Source organism: Methylocystis sp. H4A, assembly GCF_015709545.1.
Classification (GTDB): Bacteria; Pseudomonadota; Alphaproteobacteria; order Rhizobiales; family Beijerinckiaceae; genus Methylocystis; species Methylocystis silviterrae.
In genome coordinates, this window is record NZ_JADNQY010000022.1 from 211,586 (window position 1) to 227,181 (window position 15,596).

Here is a 15,596-nt window from a genome sequence, read left to right on the forward strand (position 1 = left end):
AGATGGCGCGCGATGCCGGCGACCATTTTCGAAGACGGATCTGCCGAAGAACCTCCTTGATCACTGATCTCGTAATATCTCCTGGAGTATTTCCTCGACCGAGCGCGGCGAAATTCCGAGATCTTCAAATCCTGGCATCTCTGGCGACCACACAGTGTCGACCTGCATCAGCTCCACTTGATTGCGGGTGATGGGCGGGCTCGGGAGCATTTCCGCGAACCACGCCAGCGTGCGCCAAACGGCAAACGGGATAGGAACGAACATAGGCTTAAGGCTGGCTTCGCGGGCGATGACCCTGAGCAATTCTTCATACGAGTAGACGCGAGGTCCGCCAAACTCGAAGGTGATCGCATGCACGTCCTTCCGATCCAGCGCCCGAGCGATTGCTTCCGCCACATCTTCCACATACGCGGGCTGCAGTCTCGTGCGACCGCGCCCGAACATCGGATAGATTGGAAGCCGGCCGAGGAGTTTGAGGATGGAGGTGAGAAATGAATCGTCAGGTCCGAACATCACCGCCGGGCGAATGAAAATTGTATCTGCGAACGCGGCGCGAACCGCCAATTCGCCTTCGCCACGCTTGCGGATGTAGAGCGATGATGAGCCGGCATCGGAGCCGATTCCCGAGACGTGCGCGAGCTGCTCAACTTGGGCTCGACGCGCCTGATCGGCTAATCGTTGAGCAGCCTCAACGTGCACAGAATGAAAAGTCTCGCGGCCATGCTCGACGTATAGGCTTACCGCATTCACAACGCCGTAAGCGCCAGCAAGCGCATCGGCGATTGACTGCTCATCGTGAATGTTGGCTTCGATCGAGCGAAGTTGCGGATCATCAAAACCAAACAGGCTATGAGCCCGATCCGGATGCCTCGACGCAACCCGAACAAAAAACCCAGCCTTGCGGAGGCGCCAAACGACGCGGCGACCGAGAAACCCGGTTCCGCCGAACACGACAATGGAGCGCTCGTGCATGGTCGCCATGGCTCAAATTGGCCTGCTTACGTCGGGAGCAGCCCAAGTTCGTATAGATAGCGTCGGCGCCATGGCGCACCAACTGCATGCGTCTCGCGTGGATCGGATCAGCAAGCCTGCACAAGTCTGCAGAGGCGCCTCTGAAGCTGGGGAGTTTACGTCCGGCGCTCAGAGAGTAGCTCGCCTTAAATACCGGTGCTTAGAGGGCTGCGCGTGCTCTAGAAAGCGCGCGGTGCGCTCGTCTCCTCGCATAAGCTACGCACTGTCTACACCCGCGATATCGTTGTGCGCTTTAGCCTCGCACCGATCCAAATCTCTTCCGACCGGAGAGGGCCCTCCAAACATCGAAGGCTCGATGGATAGCGTCGCTTCGATGTTGATGCTAACCTTTGCGTGCAAGCCGTTTTCCCGTCTGACACGCGTACCGCGAAATGAGAGAACGATCAAACTCCGAGTGGTTATTGGCCCTACGGGCAGGCGATCAGAGTCAGGCCGTTGCGCTGGCTGAGCTGCGTGAGCTTTTGCTCGGTGCGATCATCAAATTTCTCTCGCGAAATGAAACGCCCGGAGGTTCATGGCTCGGCCAAGATTTGCATCAAACGGCGGAGGACTGCGCCCAGGAGGCCATTATCCTCATCCAGTCGAAACTCGAACAATTTCGTGGCGAGAGCAAATTTACGACGTGGGCCTATTCGATCGCTGTTCGCGTCACTCTTGGGGAGCTTCGGCGACGGCGCTGGCGGAAGGCGGCAGTGAATCGTGCGCGTCTTGGCGAAGATATGCCGGTCTGGCCGACTGATGCTCCAGAACCCGAGCGTAGTCTGGAACGGCGACAAGCGTGGGCTTTGTTGGTCCGCCTTATCGAGAGTTCTTTGACGCCACTCCAGCGAAAAGCGCTTGTTGCTCACGCTTTTCAGGGCATGCCGCTTGATCTTGTCGCCGAGTGGCTCGGCGGCAATCGCAATAGCATCTACAAGCTTATTCATGATGCACGAAAACGCCTCAAGGCCGCGCTACTTTCCGAAGGCGTTACGCATCAGGATATCATAGCTACGTTCGACTCGCCCCAGCGCAAAACTTATCTCAGCGATGATGGTAAGATTTTCCCGTCTCAGAGCGTCTCAAATACGGTTGAGTCCGGAAGCTAGGAATGAAACAAAAGGAATTTGCCCGCCTGCTCGATACGATCTTCGCCGCCAAAAGCGGGGAAGAGATGTCGTGTACGGATTATTTCGATAGTCTACCGCGCTACGCCGAGTTGGAAGCCTCCGGCTTGGACGCCGCCGCCACCCTCCCCGAGGTTCGTCACCACATGCATCAATGTTCCGAATGCGAAGAGGTGTATCTCGGATTGCTGGCGCTTGTGCGCGCCGAAAAGGCAGCGGATCGCGCGTGAGCGGGCGCTCGTCCCCGGGCTTATCGATCGAGTCAGCGGCGACAGAACGAATTTCGTCACGCTTTTCTTATATGATTTGAATTTCCTGCGGGAGGCATTTCTCCGAGCGAAAAAATCTCGCCGGTCCAGGTAAGATTCTCCACGCCGCGGCGTCTAAGAGACGTCCGAGCCGAAAAAGTTGGCTCGCTAAGGTCGGCAAAAGGGAGAACGCAAGGCATGTCAAATCTCTACGAGCGCCTCGGGGGCGAGAACGCCGTTAATGCGGCAGTTGAGCTTTTTTATCGCAAGGTTCTTGCGGACGGTCGCATCGCGCAGTTTTTTGATGGCGTCGACATCGATCAGCAAATCGCCAAACAGAAATCATTCCTGACCATGGCGTTTGGGGGCCCAAATAATTACACGGGAGCCGACATGCGCAATGCGCACAAGCGTCTTGTTGCGAAGGGCCTCAATGATTCGCATGTCGACGCGGTAATCGAAAATCTGAACTACACGCTCCGTGACCTTGGCGTGCCGGAAAAAGAGGTTAAGGAAGTCGCGGCGATTGCAAATTCCGTTCGTGATGACGTATTGAACCGTTGATCCGATGCTGACGTTCGAGGATCGTTCGGTCGAACTCAGGCCAGGTGAAACTGTGCTTGAAGCGCTGGAGCGCGCCGGCATCGACGCGCCTTCGTCGTGCCGGTCCGGCAATTGTCAGACGTGTCTGCATCGCGTGGTCGAAGGCGTTCCTCCGCCAGAGTCTCAAGTTGGCTTGACAGAGGGTCAGAAGGCGCTCGGCTTTTTTCTTCCCTGTGTCTGTTTGCCGACGTCGCCGCTGACGATTACGCGGCCGGACGATGTCGGAGCGCGTCGGGATGCAGTCATTCGAGCGATTGAGCCGCTCGCGCCGGATGTGATCCGACTGCGTGTCGACGCAGATGATTTTGCGTATCGGCCAGGTCAGTTCCTCGAACTTGTCGCGGATGGCGATTTAAGACGTCATTACTCGCTCGCGAGCCATCCCGAGGACGATCCATTTCTTGAGATGCATATCCGACTGCATGAAAATGGCCGAATGAGCCGACGGCTTGGAGAATTCAAGCCGGGCGACCGCTTGCATGTCGCGGGTCCGTCCGGGACATGTTTTTACGAAGGCGTTCACCAGGATCAGCGTCTGCTGCTGATCGGCGCCGGTACGGGTCTCGCGCCACTCTATGGCGTGTTGCGAGACGCTCTGAAGCGGGGCCATCTCGGTCCAATCCGTCTTTACCACGGCGCACGCAGCCGTGACGGTCTCTATCTTGATGAAGAGCTGAAAGCGCTGAGCCGGACGCGGGCGCATGTCGACTACCGACCATGCCTGCTTGATCCAGATGCTCCGGCCGGAGGAGACGTTGCGGCGACAGCCCTGCACGCCGAGCAAGACGTCAAGGACAGCGCAATTTTTCTATGTGGCGGCGAAAATCTGGTGAAACGGTTGAAGCGTGATTTCTTCATGCGCGGAGCCAGCATGAAAAACATCCGATCGGATGCGTTCACGCCGTCGGGGTAACGATCCTGTCATTCAACGGGTATGACCTTGACTTCTGTCGTCACGGAGTTGGCAATGAAGCATTCTCGGTGCGCCTTATCGTGTAGCCATTCGAGATCTGCCTGCGTCGGCTGCTTGTCCCCACTGCAAATAATTCTCGGGCGCAATTCGATGTGCGTGAGGGCGAGCTTGCCGCTGGCGTTCTTTTCAAGGCGCCCGACGGCGTTGTCCTGATAGCTGTCGACAACGAAGCCCTTGTTCGACGCCAGCGCCAGAAAGGTCAGCATATGGCAGCTCGACAGCGCCGCGACAAAAGCCGCCTCTGGATCGACGCGCTGTGGATTGCCCAGATAGGCGGGCGCGGCGGAAGCTGGCGTCTCGACGCCGCTATCGAACCGCCAGATATGGTCGCGGCTGTAATTCTTGTAGCCGAAATCGGCGCCATTGCGCGCCCATTTGATCGTGGCTTTGTGTTCGGACATTGTGACCTCCCTCGTCTTACGCATGTCTTCCTTCAACGCAACCTGGATGCCCGTTGAGCGCGGAGGCCACGCCTGACTGCCTATATGGTTCAGTCTTTAGATGAGAAACATTCCCAGTGGCTCATTGGATTGGACGGCTCTTGCAGAGCGCTCGAACCCCCTGGCGAACAGAAGCGATCCGCTGCGTGTGGGTTGGATCTTGCAGAACGCGATCTATCCAGCCCCTGATGGATTCAAATTACGAACCGCCAAAGCCGCGCGTCGTTCCTGCGTTGCGCGTGACGTCTTTGCTTTTCTAGCCACCGTGCCGAACAATGTGGTTGGTTCGATTCACCCAAGGGCGTGGCCCGTTATCTTGACGACGCGCGAGGAAATCGACCTCTGGATGACAATGCCTCTCGACGACGCGGTCAGGCCTAGCGACCGCTTGCCGATGACGCTCTCGGGATTGTTGCGAGGGGCGGGAAGAAAGACGAGGGAGGCCTCGCGGCCTGACGATCATGCTGACGCCGAACGAAATTTTAGACTCGGAAAAGAGCAACGTCGAAAGGCGAGATAGCGACATCGCCGTCGCACCTCCTCAGCAACGCAAGATCATCCACATCGATATGGACGCCTTCTACGCCTCCGTCGAACAGCGCGACAATCCGGAGCTGCGCGGCAAGCCGGTCGCCGTCGGCGGATCGCGGGAGCGCGGCGTCGTTGCGGCGGCAAGCTACGAAGCGCGAAAGTTCGGCGTGCGCTCCGCCATGCCGTCGGTCACCGCGAAGCGAAACTGCCCCGAGCTTATTTTTATGAAGCCGCGCTTCGACGTCTACAAGGATGTGTCGCGGCAGATTCGTTCGATTTTCGCCGAATACACGCCGATCATCGAGCCGCTGTCGCTGGACGAGGCCTATCTCGATGTGACCGAGAACCTAAAGAGGATCGCCTCCGCGACACAGATCGCCGAGGACATACGGGCAAGAATTCACACTGAGACCGGCCTTACCGCTTCGGCGGGTGTTTCCTATAACAAATTCCTGGCCAAGCTCGCCTCCGATTACAGGAAGCCCGACGGCCTCTTCGTCCTCACGCCGAAGATGGGGCCTGCCTTTGTCGGGGCCCTTCAGGTCGGGAAATTCCATGGCGTCGGGCCGGCAACGACGACGAAGATGAACCGGCTTGGGATCGAAACCGGGCTCGACCTCAGAGCGCAGACGCTTGCTTTCCTTCAGCACCATTTCGGGAAATCGGGGCCGTACCACTATTGGATTTCGCGGGGCGTCGACGACAGGCCGGTCCGCCCTGACCGCGTGCGCAAGTCGATGGGCGCCGAAAACACCTTTGTCGAGGATCTCTTCTCCATCGCAGCGGCGCGCGCCGCGCTCCAGCCGATCATCGAAAAAGTCTGGCGCTACTCCGAGAGCGCGGGAATACGTGGGCGCACCGTCACATTGAAGGTGAAATATGCCGATTTCCGCCAGATCACGCGCAGCCGCACGGGCGCCGCGTCGATTGCAACACAAGCGGAACTTGCTCAGCTCGTCTTCGCTCTGCTCGGTCCCCTGTTCCCGGCGACAATGGGAATCCGGCTGTTGGGCGTAACGCTATCGTCTCTCAGTGAAGAGCAATCGGGGCGCGACGAGCAATTCAGCCTGAGCATTTAGCGCAAGCCAAATCACGCCCGATGTTAGGGCGAATTCGCTTAAGAAGCTCTCGATATCCGCCGTTTCGGCATTATTGCGACCTGTACGAAGTTTTGCGTTCAGAGATGGGCTATGAAACAAGAATCACGCCGACCGGAGCCGACGGGGTCCAAGCCACCCACGTCGGGGCGAGCCGTCGACGCCCTGCGATAGATTCGCGCCTTGTTTCTGGCTTTCGCCCAAGCGAGTGCGTAAATTTTTCAATGCCGCTCGTTACGGGCCGTTATAAAATGAATCCGCTCTAATCACTACGTTTGTTCAAGGCCTGTTTTTGAGCTGATTGCGCTCATTAAAAGGATATGTTCGTCCATGTGACTCGAAGCTCCGGCAACGTCTGCTACGGTTATTACACTTCTGTTCTGAGACAAAGCCAATAGAGCGGCATACTTGCCGATTACCTGGCAGTAATAAGGGAGCCCGCAACTTAGTTCCACAGCGAGGGACATAGCATCGTCCATTATCTCGAGTCCGCACCGTCGCCAGCGACTCACCAGGATTTCCTGTGCTTTTACTGGTTGAAGCCTGTTCAAGGTAATTATTCGCAAATGTCTTTGAATAAGTATGTAGGTTCTCTTGAAGAGTGTTGCGGCTCCCGGCGAACCAACCATTATAAAGCTAATGTCCATAGCATTGTCGGAGACTACCTTCATCAATGTAGCAAACTGTGCGAGCTCTGTATGATTTAATATTTCATCAAAGTCATCTAATACAATCAATAATGGCGTTTTCACGCTGACCAATTCGAATTCCACGTCAAGATCCGAGATATCTACCTTATCAAATTGCGTCGACGCCATTCCCAGACGTGCTAGGATTCTTCTTAAAACCTTACTCCAGATTGCCTTAAAACTTGAGTTTTCACAGTTCGTGCGAACGCATGTGATTTGAGGGGCTGCTCCGCTCGCACAGTCTAAAAAGCAGCTGACCAACGACGTTTTGCCGGTTCCTCGTGCGCTGGCGATGAATGCATGCTCTCCCGGACTCGCAACGATATTGAGCAGTTCACGTAAGCTGGCTTCGCGGCCAACCAGTTCTGCTAGGGAAGAAACAGGTGTTCCAGGGGTAAATGTTTTTACGACAGTATGTATTCTAGCGCGAAAATCTTCTTTGGTTGGAATTGCCACTGCGGTTCCGGTTGGCACAGGCGCGACCTTGGCGGCATTGCGCTGCCCATAGGAGAGGCTTCGCAGCCGTCCAGCACCGCAGCGCAAAAAATAGGTGAACAATGGTCAAGCTATAGCAATTTCGCGTGCGCAGCAATGGTTTTCCCCGTGACTGCTAGCGTTGCTGCCGCAGGCAACGGAGCTATGACGTGGACCCCGCTTCTTGAAATGCAGCAGGGCTTGGATTGCCCCCGCAATTAAATGTCGGTCCCGGCCCAAGTGGGCGACTTTCTCGCATTTTCGGAAGCTTTCGCACGGCGCCGGCCGGCCAATTCCGCTCAATATCCGCATGCTGCCAGGCTTCCCGCGCCTGAGGCCCTCGACCGAGTGCAGCGCAATAACGGGATTGCCGTCGTGCAGTCGAACCTGCGCTGATTGGGGTAGGCCTCGATAAGGCGTCCGCTCCGCGACGTTCAAACGCGACAGCGATTGTTTCGCGAACGGCTTCATTAGTCATGTTCTTGGGCATAGCGCCTGCCCCTGGATCGCAGCGGGAACCTTGAGGCCTGTTGCGCGTTTTCAGTGAGGCACAAGTTGCGTGTCGTATATGCGCTCCGATTGACGCGGGAGCCGCTCGCAAGAGGCCGACAAGGAAAGAAGAAAATGGCGCTCGCAGAAAGGTTCCTCCTCACGACAAGGCCCGCCTTTCCACGAGGCAGGACGCTGGACGTCGGCAGGCTCGCTTTCGTGGCGTCAGCGCTTGCGGCTGTAGCGGCTATCGTTCTCCGGATTTTTGCACTTGGCCATCCGGTCATGGCGTTGTGGTTGGCGGCCGCTTTTTGTGCGTGGGCATTTATTTTTGGGGCCGCCAGAGCTTCAGAGACGCCGGGTCGCCCACGTAGAAGCGGACCGTGAGTTCGCCTCGCGTTAGAGATCTCGTCGGTCGTTGCGACTCAACGCCGCGCAATCGTAAGGCCTCCGATCACGCTTAACAGGGCGTTAGTCGCCCGAGGTCTATGAGACCTGCGCCGCGCCCCGGCGGATTGCGCGCACGAATGTAAGAGAGCGCCCCCGCCGGGCAGTGAATGTGACGATCGTGACGCGTCTGACTTTAACTATGTGCGACGCCGCCGCGTCCGTCCAACAGCGCCCGTGCCTGGGCTTATGGACAGCGCCGCTGATCTCTTCCCTGCGCCGCCTACCTCTCCCCTCAAGGGCTTGCTGCTGGGGCGGCGATGCAAAGGCGCCACTTGGGCGTCAGAGCGCATTAGAAATTCGCTTACCGGTAACCAATCGGGATCATAAATGGATCAGGCGGTTCGATCGGCGTGCACCGTTTTGCCGCAATTGAGGCATATTAAGTGAGCGATAAAGTTGCATATTTGACGGAAAGCTTATCATGCGCATGCACGTTCCCACGTCTAAGGCAGGCTTTTCGAAACTGGCGCCGCTTGATGTTTTCTGGGCGATTACAGCCCCAATCATCGCTTTGGCGCTGCGCGATCCGAACTTTCTCGACGCTCGCGATTTAACGGAAGGCATTCCTGCGAGCTATCTATATGTGCTTGTCACAATCATCTGTGCGATCCCCGCCTTCTTAGTGTTCCGGATCAGCGATGGAATGAACCATCTGTTTTCCGTTCACGACGCTTTCGCCGTTTGTGGCGCTGTCGCAGCGACGGTCGCTTCCAGCAGCCTTTTCCTGTTCGTTTTGACTCGCCTCGATGGCGTGCCGCGCTCTACGCCGCTCATTTGCGGACTGGTCCTGGGCGCTGGCTTGATTGTCGATCGGGCGATCGCGAGAGTTTATCATCAGAATCTCAATGCGCACAAAGCAAAGCGCTGCGCCATTGCAACGCCGCAAGACTTACGCCGCATCGTCCTGATTGGAGCCGATCGCTTTTCGGCGTTGACGATAAAGTTGCTGGAGCATCAGCGTCCGCGGACGACCCAGGTCGTCGCCGCACTTGATCCGCGGGACGCTTTAATCGGACGCGCTATCGCTGGGGTAAAGATCGTTGGACTGGTCGAAGATTTCGAAGCCATCGTGGACGAATATGGCGTACACGGCATTGAGATCGATGAGGTCTGGCTCTCGGATGACGTTACGAGTTTGTCCGATGACTCTTTAGAGAGGGTGAGCGAGCAATGTGGGGAGCGAGGGCTTAAGTTTACGCGAATCTCCGAGGCGTTGAATTTAGCGCCTTCGATCGTTCGCGCTTCCGGTGCCTGGCGTAGCGATGCCGATGACGCGATGAAACTCGGCGGTTATTTCAAGTTGAAGCGTGTTATCGATCTCGTAGGAGCCGGCGCACTGCTCCTAGCGCTTATGCCGCTGACGTTAATGGCCGCATATTTGGTTCTCGTCGATGTCGGAGCGCCAATCATTTTTTGGCAACAGAGAATCGGCCAAAATGGGCGTAGGTTTCTCCTCTACAAGTTCCGCACGTACCACGCGCCTTACGATCGGCAAGGCAGAAAGATTCCGGAAGACCAGCGTCTCTCCAGAATTGGCCGTGCAATCCGCGCCGCGCGACTCGATGAAATTCCACAACTGTTGAACGTGCTGATTGGCGATATGTCGCTCATTGGCCCACGTCCGCTCCTCCCTCACGACCAGCCGAGCGATCCGCGTCGGCGCCTCTTGGCGCGGCCAGGCATTACTGGATGGGCGCAGCTCAACGGCGGAACAATCGTGACGCCTGACGAAAAAGATGCGCTGGACATTTGGTACATCCATCATGCCTCGCTATGGCTGGATCTCAAGATCGTGGTGGACACGTTCTTGTTCGCGGTCCAGGGCGGCGAGAAGGTAAATGATCGCATTTTGCAACAGGCGATGCGCTGGCGCGACGAGAACGCGACCGTGAAGAGGCTCGTCCAGGCCGAGCAGCTCGCGCCAGAGACCTTGCTTGAGGCGCGTTCTCGGTACTGAAGAATGTAGCAGCTCGAACCTGTCAGGGGACGTCATACGCTTTTACCAAGAAGCCGGTCTGCGGATTGCGGGATGGTTCAACGCCGGCGTCGAACGGAACATCCAGTTGTGATCGACCCGATTCGTAAACAAATAAATTGCTGCGCGACAAACGTTGCCGGCCGGCAACTCTCGCGCGCTCCACAATTCCTAAGGCAGCGCAAGAAAGACCCGCTACCCGCAATTGACGGCGCTCACGGCGGTGCAACGTCAAACCGCCAGACCGGAATTCCCATCTTGCGCGCCTTGTCGGCGAGCTTCTCGACAATCCACGAGCCGGGGAAGGCGATCACGCCGATCGGTGCCGTTTCGAGCAACACATCAATGCGTTTAAAGGGCGCAAACTGATTGTGACGGCTCCAGTCCGCTTGAGCGCGACATGGGGAACTTTGGGATTATCCGCCGAGCAGGCGCGATCCGTGCGTCTCTCTAGGATGCTTGACGTGGACCTTATCGAGAGCATCGCAGATGATCATTGCAATCAACTCCGCCGGCGAAGGCGATCCGATGTCCGCTGGCCAAAAGCAATTGCGTCTCAGCCAGCTTCTTGGCGTTGAGGAAGTCCCGACTGTCGAATCGCAGCGGTGAGGGCGCGGTGATTGACCTTTGAACCGGAGCGCGTACGCCAGGCGGAACCGATCTGGGACGTATAGAGCTCGCCGGGATGGTCGCGATAGAATTCGAAAGCGTTGCGACGTTCGGTGAGCGTCAGTCCTTACGCAATCAACTCGACGGCGCTTCGAGCGCCAAGATGAGGCGTCAGAAGGGGGCGTGGCTCCGGTTCGTCTTCGAGAGGGCGATAGCCGCGCCATTAGTTCGAGACTTCTCGAATGTCGTCCATGGGCTGGCCGGATTGCGCCTCAGTCTCGAACCGTAGGAGGTCGGCGAGGGTCGACGACGTGCCCTCGATTCGGAGGAAAGAACGGCCTCCTTGCGCACATACATATAGAGGAGAAAAAGCTCCCGCCGCGGCAGCAGGACCGAAGCGCCATCGAGCCGGACCAGCGCCCGCTCCACGGCGCTCGGGCGACCGAGAAGGGACAGAGGTCGGTTCCCGGGCTTGGCTGCAGGGGATGGGGACGAAGGCGCGCACGACTTCCCCGCCGACGGGCGTTTCCACATAGCTGCCGAGGCGGGCGGCTTTGGGCGCTTGAAGAGGGGCGAGCGCGGACGCGCCGCAGCCGCGCTGTTATTGACGACCCATGCCCATGGTTCGATGCCCGCACGGCGCAAATCCGCCTGAAGAGATTTGCCGTTTCAAGAACAGGTGCAAACGACTCTCCAGCAACTAATCGAGGCCTTGTCGCCGGTGCAGAGAAAGAGGACGTGAAATATTTTCCGCGTTGGACGGCCCGTAAGGGATGATTTGCAGGAACCCTGTCGAGAGCATCGCAAAATTCGCCCATGATCATCGCGATTGAGTCCGCTCGCGAAAGGTATGCCGCGCGGCAAACGCATGCGCATCACGGCAGGCTAGTTGGCGTCGGGACGTCGCGACCGTCCATCATCACAGGCTTCGCACCGTGTGCTGAGAAAGAGCTTTGAAAACGGTTCCACGGCGGATTCAAAGGGCGGTGAGCGCTCTTGCATCGTTCCAAAAAACTTCGTCTTCCACAACGCCAGAGGCGAGAACGCCTCAGCCTTGAATCAACAATGAACTCAATTGTCCGCCGCTGCAATATTTTGCATATTTGCAATTGGCCAATTCAATCCCTATCGACTGCCAAGGCATCGGAAAGGCAAACTTCCGCCGTAGTTTAGATGCACGGTCGCCGCTGAATTCACTCCACGAAGGCTGAGCTAACGCTAAGTGGGGCTTTTGACGCGTTTGGGCATGGAACCAACAATGAGTTTTTCGATTTTTTCATCAAGGAGAGAGCGAGAAACGGGCGGCCCGCGCGAGGAACTTCGAGTGGGCGTGCGCGGCGACTGCAGCGATTGCGGAAGATGGGGGCTCATCCTTTCAGGCCTCACGTCCCTCGCGCTTTTAAGCGCCTGTGCGGACACAGCGGGCGATCCGGCGAGCTTTTCAAGACCCGCGAACCACGACCAGGCGGAAATTACGCGGACGGCAACCAAATTTGTGGCGAACTCGACTCCGGGCGCGTCTGGCTATCTGGTCGGACCGCAGGACGTCTTGGATGTCGCGGTGTTCCAGGCGCCGGACCTCTCCAAGACATTGCAGGTCGCTGAAGACGGCACGCTCAATTTGCCTCTAGCTGGTCAGATGACCGCCGCCGGCAAGAGCCCCTCGCAGCTCGAGCGCGAAATCGCCGCGCGTCTCAACACCCGCTATACGAAGTCAGCGCAAGTCACGGTCTTCGTGAAGGAATATAACAGCCAACGCGTCACTGTCGAAGGCGCCGTGAAAACCCCCGGCGTTTTTCCGTTACGCGGGCGTGAAACGCTTATGCAGGTGCTCGCAAAAGCAGGCGGTCTGGATCGGACGGTTTCGTCGAGCAACGCCGTGATCTTTCGCACGGTCGGCGAAGCCCCGACTGTGATACGCTATGATCTTGACACTATTCGCGATGGAAGCCCGGATCCTAGCGTATTTGCGGGCGACGTCATTGTCGTCGACGACTCCGCCGCGAAACATGGGCTGCAGACTATCCTCAGGCTGACCCCGCTTGCGAGCCCCATGACTTTACTATTTTGACGCCTGAGAGAAGGTCCCGAAAGCCAGTAGAAGAAAAAAGCCAGTAGAAAAAACATGACGGACGATCACGAAGATCAATTTTTGCCGGAAGACGAACCTGCGAGCCAGTCGGTGGCGGAGCGTCGATCCTACCCTATAAATGCGATTGATCCGTCTCGCGAAAGTAGTGGCTACTATTACGACGCGTCGCCAGTAGAAGCGGGTATTGATTTACGTAATTATCTACGGATTATTAACAAGCACAAGCTGCTCATTGTCACGGTGACGGGCGTGTTTTTCGTGCTCGGGCTATTGCAGGTGTTGCTTGCGACGCGGCTCTACACAGCGACGATTCGGCTGCAAATTGATCGTAACGTCGCCAAAATCGTTGAAAGCGGCAATGTGATGCCGGCAGAGGGCAGCGATATCGAATTCTACAAAACGCAATATGAGTTGCTGCTCAGCCGCAGCCTTGCGGAGCGCGTGGCGGCGCTCAGCCATTATTCACGAGATTTGAAAAACAAAAGCAGTTCGATGGACACCAGAGCTGAGGACGCTTCAGAGCCTTCGCCCGCCGAGCACCTAGAGCTAGAACGCCAAGCTGTGGGGGCGATCATGAGCTCCCGCGAGGTAAAGCCCGTGCCGGGCTCACGGTTGGTGGATATCAGCTTCACCGACACCGATCCGATGCGAGCGCAGAGAGTTGCTAACGCCTTTGGCGAAGGCTTCATCGCGGCGAGTCTCGACAAACGGTTTCAGGCTAATGCTTCGGCGAAATTATTCCTCGAAGATCAGTTGCAACAGCTCAAGCGTCGTCTGGAAGAGGCTGAGAAGACGCAGCTTTCTTTCGCAGAAAAAGAGCGGATCGTCGTTACGGCGGATAAGGCGTCGATCGCCGAGAACAATCTCGCCGCTGCGAATTCAGCCCTTGGCGGCATCGTGGCGGAGCGGATCAAAAATGAACAGCAATGGCGCCAGGTGGAGAGCGCGACAGGTTTCGATCTTCCCCAAATATTGACCAATAAGGGCATTGAAGAGCTTCGCGCGCGAAGCAACGAGTTGTCGACGGAACTACAAGAAAAATCTGAGATGTTCCGTTCAGACTACCCGGACATGGTGAAGCTGCGGAACCGTCTGAAAGAGATTGCTCGCCAACTCAGCTTTGAGATCAAAACGATTAAAAATTCGCTCAAATCAGCATATGAAGCGTCACTTAATCAAGAAAACGAAATGAAGCGAAGAGTAGAGGATCTACGCAACGAGACGCTCAGTCTTCAAAAACGCAGCATTCAGTATAATCAGTTACGACGCGAAGTCGATACAACGCGCGCGCTTTACGAAAATCTGTTGCAGCGCTACAAGGAAGTCGATGTGGCGAGCGGCGCGGGGTCAAACAATGTATTCATTGTGGACGCGGCAGAACTGCCGGAGAATCCAAGTGCTCCTAAGAAAACCAGATCATTGGCGCTCGCATTGGCGCTCGGGCTAATGTGCGGCATAGGCATCGCTTTTGCGCGCGAACATTTCGACGACAAAATCTATTCAATGGTGGAGGCGGAGCAGGCAACTGGATTGCCGATCCTTGGCGTCATTCCTTTGGTTAAGAACCCTGACCAACTTGCGGCGCAATTCGCCGATCGGCGGTCCGCCATCGCCGAAGCCTATCGCTCGACATGCACAGCGCTCCAGTTTTCGACCGAAGCCGGTCTACCAAAATCGTTACTGATCACAAGCGCGGCGCCTTCGGAAGGCAAGTCGAGCACGGCTCAGGGCGTCGCGCGGCAATTTGCCGCAACTGGCCTCAAGGTGTTGCTGATCGACGCCGACCTTCGCCGCCCCTCTCTGCACAAGACACTCGGCCTCGATAACGGCATCGGTCTGTCGAACTTTCTCACGCGCAACTGCGAAATGCGTGACGCTATTCGGCACGATGAGAATGAAATAGTTGAAGGTTCAAAATTTTATTACCTTACTGCCGGCCCTATCCCGCCAAATCCGGTGGAACTGCTCAATGGGCCTCGCTTCGCGTCGCTTCTGACTGCCTGCGGACAAGCTTTTGACCTTATCGTCATCGACGGTCCGCCGGTTGCGGGGATGGCGGATACGCTTGTCCTCTCCAACATAGCGAGCGCGACGTTATTCGTAGTCGCCGGCGGGCAGGCGCGCACCAGCGGAGTGCGCACCGCTCTAAAACGATTGGCGCAGGCGCGATCGCGGCCAATTGGCGTAATCTTGACCAAGTTCGACGCCAGAACCGCGGTAAGCCTCCGCCGAGGGCCGTCTGGCGATTGGGGCTGACGGCGGCGATAGTCGTGCGCGTGGCGCGGGGATCGTGTCCACTATCGATGATGGACACTATCTCCGATGACCGAGGCGGAAAAAGACGAGGCTGCGGGTTCCGGGGGCCGGCGGCGCTATTGGAAGAACGACGCGAAGCGCCGCATTGTCGCGGAGAGCTTGGAGGAAGGAGCGTCGGTGGCGGAGGTCGCGCGGCGCTATGGCCTCAACGCGAATCTGCTGTTCACTTGGCGGCGGCGGTTCGCGGCCGGCGATGCGAGCGAGCAGCCTGCGGTTTTACCGGTGACGATCACGTCGACGCCGGCCATGGCGCTTTCATCGGCGCCCGGGACCATCGGCCGAATGGAGATCATGCTTTCCATGGGCGAGAGAATCGTGGTCGGCGCGGATGTCGACGCGTCGGCCTTGGCGCGCGTGGTCAAGGCGTTGCGGCGATGATCCCGGTCTCGGCGGACGCACGGGTCTGGCTCGTCACCGGCCAGACCGACATGCGCAAGGGCTATGCGAGCCTGGCGCTGATCGTTCAGGAGAC

The 15,596-nt window shown here is 57.4% G+C and carries 13 protein-coding genes and 1 pseudogene; 9 read left to right on the forward strand and 5 right to left on the reverse strand.

Going from position 1 to position 15,596, the window contains the following annotated elements; genetic code table 11:
- Positions 1 to 60: 60 nt before the first annotated feature.
- Complete coding sequence (locus IYW40_RS09005) at positions 61 to 981, reverse strand: complex I NDUFA9 subunit family protein (RefSeq protein WP_196400321.1); 921 nt, start codon at positions 979 to 981, stop codon at positions 61 to 63.
- 422 nt (positions 982 to 1,403) lie between these two features.
- On the opposite strand from IYW40_RS09005, the gene IYW40_RS09010 reads away from it, so the two are divergent.
- The 4 genes from IYW40_RS09010 to IYW40_RS09025 all read left to right on the forward strand — a co-directional run bounded on the left by IYW40_RS09010 (position 1,404) and on the right by IYW40_RS09025 (position 3,902).
- Positions 1,404 to 2,120: an RNA polymerase sigma factor gene (locus tag IYW40_RS09010; protein WP_246720732.1), complete on the forward strand. Its 717-nt coding sequence runs from the start codon at positions 1,404 to 1,406 to the stop codon at positions 2,118 to 2,120.
- A 2-nt stretch (positions 2,121 to 2,122) separates the two neighbouring features.
- Positions 2,123 to 2,368, forward strand: coding sequence for a hypothetical protein (locus IYW40_RS09015; RefSeq protein ID WP_196400322.1), 246 nt, complete (start codon positions 2,123 to 2,125; stop codon positions 2,366 to 2,368).
- Between the two features lie 216 nt (positions 2,369 to 2,584).
- Complete coding sequence (locus IYW40_RS09020) at positions 2,585 to 2,950, forward strand: group 1 truncated hemoglobin (protein ID WP_124740550.1); 366 nt, start codon at positions 2,585 to 2,587, stop codon at positions 2,948 to 2,950.
- Between the two features lie 4 nt (positions 2,951 to 2,954).
- The gene (locus IYW40_RS09025) at positions 2,955 to 3,902 is read left to right on the forward strand and encodes a 2Fe-2S iron-sulfur cluster binding domain-containing protein (protein ID WP_196400323.1); all 948 of its coding nucleotides are present in this window, start codon (positions 2,955 to 2,957) and stop codon (positions 3,900 to 3,902) included.
- Positions 3,903 to 3,910: 8 nt separating this feature from the next.
- Here the strand turns inward: IYW40_RS09025 and IYW40_RS09030 are convergent, their stop codons facing one another.
- Entirely contained in the window at positions 3,911 to 4,363 is a 453-nt protein-coding gene (locus IYW40_RS09030; RefSeq protein ID WP_196400324.1) for an OsmC family protein, read from the reverse strand.
- A 608-nt stretch (positions 4,364 to 4,971) separates the two neighbouring features.
- Between IYW40_RS09030 and dinB the strand changes: the two genes are divergently transcribed.
- Positions 4,972 to 6,012, forward strand: coding sequence for a DNA polymerase IV (gene dinB, locus IYW40_RS09035; protein WP_246720736.1), 1,041 nt, complete (start codon positions 4,972 to 4,974; stop codon positions 6,010 to 6,012).
- Between the two features lie 287 nt (positions 6,013 to 6,299).
- On the opposite strand, the gene IYW40_RS09040 is transcribed toward dinB, so the two are convergent.
- Positions 6,300 to 7,277: an AAA family ATPase gene (locus IYW40_RS09040; protein ID WP_196400326.1), complete on the reverse strand. Its 978-nt coding sequence runs from the start codon at positions 7,275 to 7,277 to the stop codon at positions 6,300 to 6,302.
- 1,276 nt (positions 7,278 to 8,553) lie between these two features.
- On the opposite strand from IYW40_RS09040, the gene IYW40_RS09045 reads away from it, so the two are divergent.
- Positions 8,554 to 10,089, forward strand: coding sequence for a sugar transferase (locus tag IYW40_RS09045; protein WP_196400327.1), 1,536 nt, complete (start codon positions 8,554 to 8,556; stop codon positions 10,087 to 10,089).
- A gap of 233 nt (positions 10,090 to 10,322) precedes the next feature.
- Here the strand turns inward: IYW40_RS09045 and IYW40_RS22065 are convergent, their stop codons facing one another.
- Complete coding sequence (locus IYW40_RS22065; protein WP_281432872.1) at positions 10,323 to 10,445, reverse strand: hypothetical protein; 123 nt, start codon at positions 10,443 to 10,445, stop codon at positions 10,323 to 10,325.
- A gap of 497 nt (positions 10,446 to 10,942) precedes the next feature.
- Positions 10,943 to 11,248: pseudogene (locus tag IYW40_RS21760) on the reverse strand (Fic/DOC family N-terminal domain-containing protein); the annotation flags it as partial.
- Positions 11,249 to 12,211: 963 nt separating this feature from the next.
- Here IYW40_RS21760 and IYW40_RS09050 point away from each other — a divergent pair.
- From IYW40_RS09050 to IYW40_RS22070, 3 genes are all read left to right on the forward strand, one after another.
- Positions 12,212 to 12,787, forward strand: coding sequence for a polysaccharide biosynthesis/export family protein (locus tag IYW40_RS09050; RefSeq protein ID WP_196400328.1), 576 nt, complete (start codon positions 12,212 to 12,214; stop codon positions 12,785 to 12,787).
- A gap of 54 nt (positions 12,788 to 12,841) precedes the next feature.
- Positions 12,842 to 15,064 (forward strand): polysaccharide biosynthesis tyrosine autokinase, encoded by a 2,223-nt coding sequence (locus tag IYW40_RS09055; protein ID WP_196400329.1) that lies wholly within the window; start codon positions 12,842 to 12,844, stop codon positions 15,062 to 15,064.
- 66 nt (positions 15,065 to 15,130) lie between these two features.
- Positions 15,131 to 15,502 carry a transposase gene (locus tag IYW40_RS22070; RefSeq protein WP_196399007.1) on the forward strand — a complete coding sequence of 124 codons (372 nt, stop codon included), beginning with the start codon at positions 15,131 to 15,133 and terminating at the stop codon, positions 15,500 to 15,502.
- The last annotated feature ends 94 nt before the right edge of the window (positions 15,503 to 15,596 follow it).

Bases quoted from the DNA above. Each gene is read 5' to 3' on its own strand.
- IYW40_RS09025 (WP_196400323.1), top strand. From the start codon at position 2,955: ATGCTGACGTTCGAGGATCGTTCGGTCGAACTCAGGCCAGGTGAAACT.
- IYW40_RS09020 (WP_124740550.1), top strand. From the start codon at position 2,585: ATGTCAAATCTCTACGAGCGCCTCGGGGGCGAGAACGCCGTTAATGCG.
- IYW40_RS09010 (WP_246720732.1), top strand. From the start codon at position 1,404: ATGAGAGAACGATCAAACTCCGAGTGGTTATTGGCCCTACGGGCAGGC.
- IYW40_RS09055 (WP_196400329.1), top strand. From the start codon at position 12,842: ATGACGGACGATCACGAAGATCAATTTTTGCCGGAAGACGAACCTGCG.
- IYW40_RS09030 (WP_196400324.1), bottom strand. From the start codon at position 4,363: ATGTCCGAACACAAAGCCACGATCAAATGGGCGCGCAATGGCGCCGAT.
- dinB (WP_246720736.1), top strand. From the start codon at position 4,972: ATGGACGCCTTCTACGCCTCCGTCGAACAGCGCGACAATCCGGAGCTG.
- IYW40_RS09045 (WP_196400327.1), top strand. From the start codon at position 8,554: ATGCGCATGCACGTTCCCACGTCTAAGGCAGGCTTTTCGAAACTGGCG.
- IYW40_RS09015 (WP_196400322.1), top strand. From the start codon at position 2,123: ATGAAACAAAAGGAATTTGCCCGCCTGCTCGATACGATCTTCGCCGCC.
- IYW40_RS09005 (WP_196400321.1), bottom strand. From the start codon at position 981: ATGGCGACCATGCACGAGCGCTCCATTGTCGTGTTCGGCGGAACCGGG.
- IYW40_RS22070 (WP_196399007.1), top strand. From the start codon at position 15,131: ATGACCGAGGCGGAAAAAGACGAGGCTGCGGGTTCCGGGGGCCGGCGG.